This is a genomic window from Sphingomonas sp., assembly GCF_048594985.1.
In the GTDB taxonomy this organism is placed as follows: domain Bacteria; phylum Pseudomonadota; class Alphaproteobacteria; order Sphingomonadales; family Sphingomonadaceae; genus Sphingomonas_I.
Map to the genome: position 1 here is coordinate 1 of NZ_JBMDXG010000080.1, position 6,193 is coordinate 6,193.

Sequence of the window (6,193 nt, forward strand, 5' to 3'; positions counted from 1 at the left end):
GAAGACGGGCGTGGGGATCACGCCGGACGGCCCCCGCCGCGCGCGCGGCGCTCGCCCGTGCGCTCCTTGCGACGCGCCTTGGCGGCGGCGGTCGCGGCCTTGCGCTTGCCTTCGGGCGTCTCGCTATACTTGGGCTCGTCGAAGGGGAGGGCGTCGCCCGCCGCGCGATCGAAGCCCAGATGCGCGATGCTTTCCTCGAAATGCTTCGGCGGTTCGGCCGAGATGTCGAGCTTGTGTCCGTCGGGATGGTCGATCCGCAGCCGGCGGGCATGGAGGTGCAGCTTGCGGCTGATCCCGCCCGTCAGATAGGCGTCCTGCCCGCCATATTTGCCGTCGCCGACGATCGGGTGCCCGATCGCCGCCATATGGACGCGCAGCTGGTGCGTCCGTCCGGTATAGGGCTGCAGCTCGACCCAGCAGGCGGCGTTGCCGGCGCGTTCGATCACGCGATAGCGGGTGCGCGCGGGCTGCCCCTCCTTCTCGTCGACATGCATCTTCTCGCCGCCGGTGCCGGGCTGCTTGGCGAGCGGCAGCTCGATCATCCCGTCCTCGATCGACGGCACGCCCACCACCAGCGCCCAGTAGAGCTTGCGCGCCGAGCGGCTGGAGAAGGATTTCGAGAAGAAGGCCGCCGATCCGGCCGACCGCGCGAGCAGCAGCACGCCCGACGTGTCCTTGTCGAGCCGGTGGACCAGCTTGGGCCGGCCCTCCGCCTCGAACTGGAGGCCGTCGAGCAGGCCGTCGAGGTGGCGCTCGGTCTTGGTGCCCCCCTGCGTGGCGAGGCCGGGCGGCTTGTCGATCACGATCGCCGCGCGGTCGCGGTGGAGGACGAGGCTCTGGACGAACTCCACCTCTTCCGGCGGCAGCGGCGGCCGCGCCTTCTTCGGCTTGGCGGCGGCGGGGGCGGCGGCGGGTTCGAGCGGGGGGACGCGGATCACCTGCCCCGCCTCGATCCGGTCGCCGGGCGCGATACGCTTGCCGTCGACGCGCAGCTGGCCGGTCCGCGCCCAGCGCGAGACGATATTGAAGCTCGCCTCGGGCATGTGCCGGCGGAACCAGCGGTCGAGCCGGATGCCGTGATCGTCCTCGGCGACGGTGAAGCTCCGTGCTTCCTGTGCGGCGGCGCTCATGCCAGCGCCCGCACGAGGAACAGGCCGACGAACAGCATCAGCACCGATCCCGCGACCGAGGAGACGGCATAGCCCGCCGCCGCCGTGGTCTGGCCGCGCAGAAGCATGTTCGCGGTCTCCAGGCTGAACGCCGAAAAGGTGGTGAAGCCACCGAGCACGCCCACGCCGATGAACAGGCGCAGCGGCTCGCCCTCGGCCGGCGCCCAGCGCGCGAGCAGGCCCGCCAGCACGCCCATCAGCAGCCCGCCGAGCAGGTTCACGATCCACGTCCCCCACGGGATTGCGGGGCCGAGATTGCGCAGCGCGACCATGCCGACATGGTAACGGAAGGCGGAGCCGATCGCGCCGCCGGCCGCGACGAGGAGGAGAGGTGGCATGAGCCGGCTGTAGCGCGCAGGCGGCGGCGCGGCCAGAGCGGCGTCAGCCCCGGATGAGTGCGGCGTCAGCCCCGGATGAGTGCGGCGTCAGCCGAGCATCAGACCGGCGATCACCAACAGCAGGCCCGCGGTCGCGATCATCCACACGATCGTGCGGACGACGGGCACCCCGGCGGCGTAGAGCGGCAGGTACAGCAGCCGCCCCCACAGGTAGAGATGCGCGCCCACTTCGGTCTTCCAGCCGAGCCGGCCGGCCGCCGCCGCGCCGAGCAGCGCGCCGATGAACAGCGGCAGCGTCTCGAACAGATTGGCCTGCGCGCGCAGCAGGCGGGCGGGAAGGGGCGCGAGCGGCGGCATCGCGGCATCGCGCGCGCCCACGTTCCACGCGGTGCCATATTGCTTGGTGCGCGCATTGCCCGCCCACAGGATATGGACGAGCGCGAGCAGGAGCGTGCCGCCGAGCAGATAAAATTCGGGCCGCATCATTCGCTGTCGGTCAGCGTGATCGTGCCGCTGCTGCCCGCCCCGTTCGGACGGAGCGTCAGCGCCAGCGCGCTGTCCTCCTTGCGCGCCTTCAGCGTCGTCGTGCCGGCGGCGATGTCGCGATAGCCCGCATTCGCCGCGGCATCGCGATAATAAGCGAGCAGGCTGGCCGGCGGGCGGGGATGCGTGAAGCCGATCCGGACCTGCCCCTCCGCATCCTTGCCGGTCACGTCCAGGCTGCGCACGCGCGTGTCGGGGGCGAGCTTCATCCCGTTCAGGTCGACGTCGCGGCCAAGCTCCAGATTGGGCAGCGCGATGTCGGCGTCCAGGACCGGCAGCTTCAGCGACAGGCGGTCGCGCGCGTCGCCCGCACGCATGCTGATCTCGACATCGTTGCCCGCCATGTCGTTATCCGGCCACGAAACCTTGCCGTCGCACGCGGACAGCGCCAGCAGCGCGATGGACCCCAGGAAGAAGAAGCGCATCGGCCGATCCTTTCGGCGACAGCCTACACTCCAGTGTGTTGGCTGCGCAATACGCCCGCGCTTGACTTTGCGCGGGCCGCGGCGACATTCGCCCGATGCTCAATCTGCTCTCGCTCGGCCTCGGCCTTATCGCCATCGTGCCGCTGCTGTTCGCGCTCCTGCCCCTGCTCGGCTGGGCCAACTGGCTGATCCTGCCGCTGCCCGTCGCGGGGCTGATCCTGGGTGCGATGTCGTCGCGGACGACGGGACGGAATCTCAACCTGATCGTCCTTCTCGTTGCGATCGTCCGCCTCTCGATCGGGGGCGGCATATTCTGATCGCGGCCGCGCTGGCCGCCGCCGCGCTCGCGCCGACGCCGCTGGCGGAGCGCAGCGGAGACGCGGCGGCGGGCGTGGTCAGGTCTTACTACCAGGCGGTCGGGCGACACGATTATCGCGCGGCGCATGCTCTGTGGAATGGCGGGCGCAGCGTCGCCGCTCTGGCTCGCGGCTATGCCCGGACGCGCCGCGTCGCGGTGGAGACGATCCCGCCTTACCCGACCGAAGGCGCGGCGGGCAGCGTCTATTGCGTGGTCAAGGTGCGCGTGCGCGCCGAGCTCGACGACGGCACGCCCCAGCGTTTCGCGGGCAGCTACACGCTGCGCCGGGTCAACGACGTCGACGGATCGACCGCCGCCCAACGCCGCTGGCACATCGTCGCGGGAAGCCTGAAGGCGCAGCCCGCCGACGCCTGATCGCCGGCGGGCCTGCCGTCGCTTAGCGGCAGCGGATCTGCTGCTGGCTCTGATCGATCGCGCGACCGCCCAGCGCGCCGACCGCCGCGCCCAGCAACGTGCCGACCGTGCGTGAACGCCCGCCGTCGATGACGTTGCCCAGAACGCCGCCCGCCGCGCCGCCGATGATCAGGCCGGTCGTGCCGTCCGAACGGCGGCAATAATATTGGCCGTCCGATCCCGCATAGACGCGGTCGTCGTTCGCCAGCACGCGCTCGCGATAATTGGGCCCGTCGCGATAGTAGCGTGACGGATCATAGCCATTTTCATATCGCTCGTCGGGCGCGCGCCCGCCGCCCGCATATCCGCCGCCATAGGAGCGCGAGCGCGCCATCGCGCGCGCCTCGATATAGGCGTCGCGCTCCTGCAGGTAACGCTGAAATTCCTGCTGGTAGCGCGCCTGCGCCGCGTCCCAGCGCGCCTGATCCTCACGATTCTGCGCCGATGCCGGCGCGGAAAGCGCCGCCGGTACGATCGCGCACAGCAAAGCGGCAATAGTCAAACGACGCATTTCTTCCTCCTGTCACTCGCGGTGCCGAACACCCGATCCGCTGCTGGCCTGACACGGCATGGCTGAACGGGTTCTGACGGCGCCGGAACGGTTTCATTCACATACGCGATCCTGATTTCCCTCAGGCATGACCGCGAAACCGACAGCGCGGCGACGCGGTTGCGCCAAACGAAAACGGCAGGTCATTTCGCGCACGCGGCTTTCCTATCGGATATGGCTCGATTACAGGCCTGTCGAACCAAATCCATGCATCGCTTCGCAAATCCGGCGCGGTTCCTGCGCATTGCCCGCCCCCTCACCGTCTGGTGCGGGTGGTGCGGGGCATTGCTCGTTGCGATCGCGCTGGTCGCCGGGCTCACGGCGACCCCGGCCGATTATCTGCAGGGCGAAACGGTGCGGATCATCTACATCCACGTTCCCGCCGCCTGGCTCGGCATGGCGGGCTGGACGGGGATCGCGATCGCCAGCTTCGCGCAGCTCGTCTGGCGCCACCCGCTGGCGGCGGTGGCGGCGCAGGCGGCCGCCGCGCCGGGCGCGGTGTTCGCCGCGATCTGCCTTGTCACCGGTTCGATCTGGGGCCGCCCCACCTGGGGAACGTGGTGGGAATGGGACGGGCGGCTGACGTCGATGCTGGTGCTGTTCTTCCTCTACGTCGCCTATCTCGCGCTGGCGCAGGCGGCGGGGCGGGGCGCGTCGGGGCAGCGGATCGCGGCGCTGTTCGGGCTGGTCGGCGCGATCAACCTACCGATCATCCATTTCTCGGTCCTGTGGTGGCGGACGCTCCATCAGGGGCAAAGCATCGGCGTGTCGGGGTCGTCGATCGCCGGATCGATGCTGTGGCCGATCCCGGTCGCCGCGCTCGGTTTCACTCTGCTTTTCGTCAGCGTCGTGCTGATGCGGATGCGCGCGCTCTTGGCCGAGGCCAAGGTCGAGGCGCGCCTGCGCCGGATGGCGACCGCATGAGCGCGGCCGACGCCTGGCCGTTCGTGATCGCCGCCTATGTCGTGGCGATCGGCGGGACGCTCGCGCTGGTGGGCTGGGCGCTGGTCGCGATGCGCCGGGCGGAAGCGCGCGCCGAGGCGCTCGACCGGCGGTGAAGGCCAAGACGCAACGGCTCACGCTGGTCCTGCTGGCGGTCGTGGCGCTCGTCGGCGCGGCCCTGCTCGCCATGTCCGCGCTGCGCGACCAGGCGGCTTATTTCTACACGCCGGGCGACGTCGCGCGCCGTCCGGTGGCGGCGGGCACGGCGGTGCGCCTGGGGGGCATGGTCGAGCGTGGATCGCTGCGCCGCGCCGCCGATGGCGTCACGATCGATTTCGTCGTCACCGACGGCCAGGCGCGCGTGCCGGTGCGTTTCGCGGGGATCGTCCCGGCCTTGTTCCGGGAAGGGTCGGGCGTGGTGGCCGACGGGCGGTTCGTAGACGGCGGGCGCTTCGCCGCCGATACGATCCTGGCCAAGCATGACGAAAATTACATGCCGCCGCAGGTCGCGGGGGCGATGCACAAGTCCGGCAGCGTCGAGCCGTGATCGCCGAACTCGGCCTTGCCTTGCTCTGGCTGGGCGCGGCGCTGTGCCTGCTCCAGCTCGCGACGGCGGTCAGCGGATTGCGCGCCGACGGCGACGAAATGGCGGCGCTGGTTCGTCCCGTCGCGATGCTCCAGGCGTTGCCCACGGCGGGTGCGTTCGCGGCTCTGGTGGCGCTGTTCGTCCGCGTCGACCTGTCGGTCCGGTTGGTCGCCGCGAACGACCATAGCGCCAAGCCTCTGCTCTACCGCTTCGCCGCGACGTGGGGGAACCACGAAGGCTCGATGCTGATGTGGGTCACGATCCTCGCGCTGGCGGGGGCAGGGGTGGCGCTGTTCGAACGGCGCCTGCAGCCGCGCACGCTGATCGCGACATTGGGCGGGCAGGCGGCGATCGGGATCGGTTTCTACGCGTTCCTGCTCCTCGCCTCGAACCCGTTCGCCCGGCTGTCGCCCGCGCCGGCGGAGGGGCAGGGGCTCAACCCGCTGTTGCAGGATCCCGGCCTCGCCTTTCACCCGCCGACGCTCTACGCCGGCTATGTCGGGCTGTCGGTCGCCTTCTCCTTCGCGATCGGCGCGCTCGTCACGCGAGACGTCGGGCCGGCCTTCGCGCGCGCGATGCGGCCGTGGGTACTGGGCGCGTGGGTGCTGCTCACGCTCGGCATCACGGCGGGCAGCTACTGGGCCTATTACGAGCTCGGCTGGGGCGGCTGGTGGTTCTGGGACCCGGTCGAAAACGCCTCGCTGATGCCGTGGCTCGCGGCGACCGCCCTGCTCCACTCGGTGACGGTCCTGGCGGTGGCGGGCGGCGCGAACGCGCTGTTCGAACGGCTGTTTCCGGCGCGGACCCATTTCGCGACGCTGGCGGCGCAGGCGGCGATCGCGGCAGGTTTCTACGCCATCCTGATGTT

At 70.5% G+C, this 6,193-nt stretch carries 11 protein-coding genes; 6 read left to right on the top strand and 5 right to left on the bottom strand.

Annotated elements, in window-relative coordinates; all coding sequences use genetic code 11:
- Positions 1 to 17: 17 nt before the first annotated feature.
- From ACOJSF_RS02835 to ACOJSF_RS02850, 4 genes are all read right to left on the bottom strand, one after another.
- Entirely contained in the window at positions 18 to 1,130 is a 1,113-nt protein-coding gene (locus ACOJSF_RS02835) for an RluA family pseudouridine synthase (protein ID WP_420140715.1), read from the bottom strand.
- Positions 1,127 to 1,507, bottom strand: coding sequence for a fluoride efflux transporter CrcB (gene crcB, locus ACOJSF_RS02840; protein WP_420140716.1), 381 nt, complete (start codon positions 1,505 to 1,507; stop codon positions 1,127 to 1,129). Before crcB ends, ACOJSF_RS02835 begins: the two co-directional genes overlap by 4 nt.
- Before the next feature lie 87 nt (positions 1,508 to 1,594).
- The gene (locus tag ACOJSF_RS02845) at positions 1,595 to 1,993 is read right to left on the bottom strand and encodes an MAPEG family protein (protein ID WP_420140717.1); all 399 of its coding nucleotides are present in this window, start codon (positions 1,991 to 1,993) and stop codon (positions 1,595 to 1,597) included.
- On the bottom strand, positions 1,990 to 2,475 hold the full coding sequence (locus tag ACOJSF_RS02850; protein WP_420140718.1) for a hypothetical protein: 486 nt from the start codon (positions 2,473 to 2,475) through the stop codon (positions 1,990 to 1,992). Before ACOJSF_RS02850 ends, ACOJSF_RS02845 begins: the two co-directional genes overlap by 4 nt.
- A gap of 95 nt (positions 2,476 to 2,570) precedes the next feature.
- Here ACOJSF_RS02850 and ACOJSF_RS02855 point away from each other — a divergent pair, with 95 nt between their 5' ends.
- Both ACOJSF_RS02855 and ACOJSF_RS02860 read left to right on the top strand, forming a co-directional pair.
- A complete protein-coding gene (locus tag ACOJSF_RS02855; protein ID WP_420140719.1) occupies positions 2,571 to 2,792 on the top strand; it encodes a hypothetical protein in 222 nt (73 codons plus the stop codon).
- Positions 2,793 to 2,866: 74 nt separating this feature from the next.
- Positions 2,867 to 3,208 (top strand): hypothetical protein, encoded by a 342-nt coding sequence (locus ACOJSF_RS02860; RefSeq protein WP_420140720.1) that lies wholly within the window; start codon positions 2,867 to 2,869, stop codon positions 3,206 to 3,208.
- 22 nt (positions 3,209 to 3,230) lie between these two features.
- Here the strand turns inward: ACOJSF_RS02860 and ACOJSF_RS02865 are convergent, their stop codons facing one another.
- Positions 3,231 to 3,758 carry a glycine zipper 2TM domain-containing protein gene (locus ACOJSF_RS02865; protein WP_420140721.1) on the bottom strand — a complete coding sequence of 176 codons (528 nt, stop codon included), beginning with the start codon at positions 3,756 to 3,758 and terminating at the stop codon, positions 3,231 to 3,233.
- A 246-nt stretch (positions 3,759 to 4,004) separates the two neighbouring features.
- Between ACOJSF_RS02865 and ccmC the strand changes: the two genes are divergently transcribed.
- The 4 genes from ccmC to ccsA all read left to right on the top strand — a co-directional run.
- Complete coding sequence (gene ccmC, locus ACOJSF_RS02870; RefSeq protein WP_420140722.1) at positions 4,005 to 4,721, top strand: heme ABC transporter permease CcmC; 717 nt, start codon at positions 4,005 to 4,007, stop codon at positions 4,719 to 4,721.
- Positions 4,718 to 4,855 carry a hypothetical protein gene (locus tag ACOJSF_RS02875; RefSeq protein ID WP_420140723.1) on the top strand — a complete coding sequence of 46 codons (138 nt, stop codon included), beginning with the start codon at positions 4,718 to 4,720 and terminating at the stop codon, positions 4,853 to 4,855. The genes ccmC and ACOJSF_RS02875 overlap by 4 nt, the downstream gene beginning before the upstream one ends.
- On the top strand, positions 4,852 to 5,286 hold the full coding sequence (gene ccmE / locus ACOJSF_RS02880) for a cytochrome c maturation protein CcmE (protein WP_420140724.1): 435 nt from the start codon (positions 4,852 to 4,854) through the stop codon (positions 5,284 to 5,286). Before ACOJSF_RS02875 ends, ccmE begins: the two co-directional genes overlap by 4 nt.
- Positions 5,283 to 6,193 (top strand): cytochrome c biogenesis protein CcsA (ccsA, locus tag ACOJSF_RS02885; protein ID WP_420140725.1); only part of this gene is annotated, 911 nt, incomplete at its 3' end. The genes ccmE and ccsA, both read left to right, overlap by 4 nt.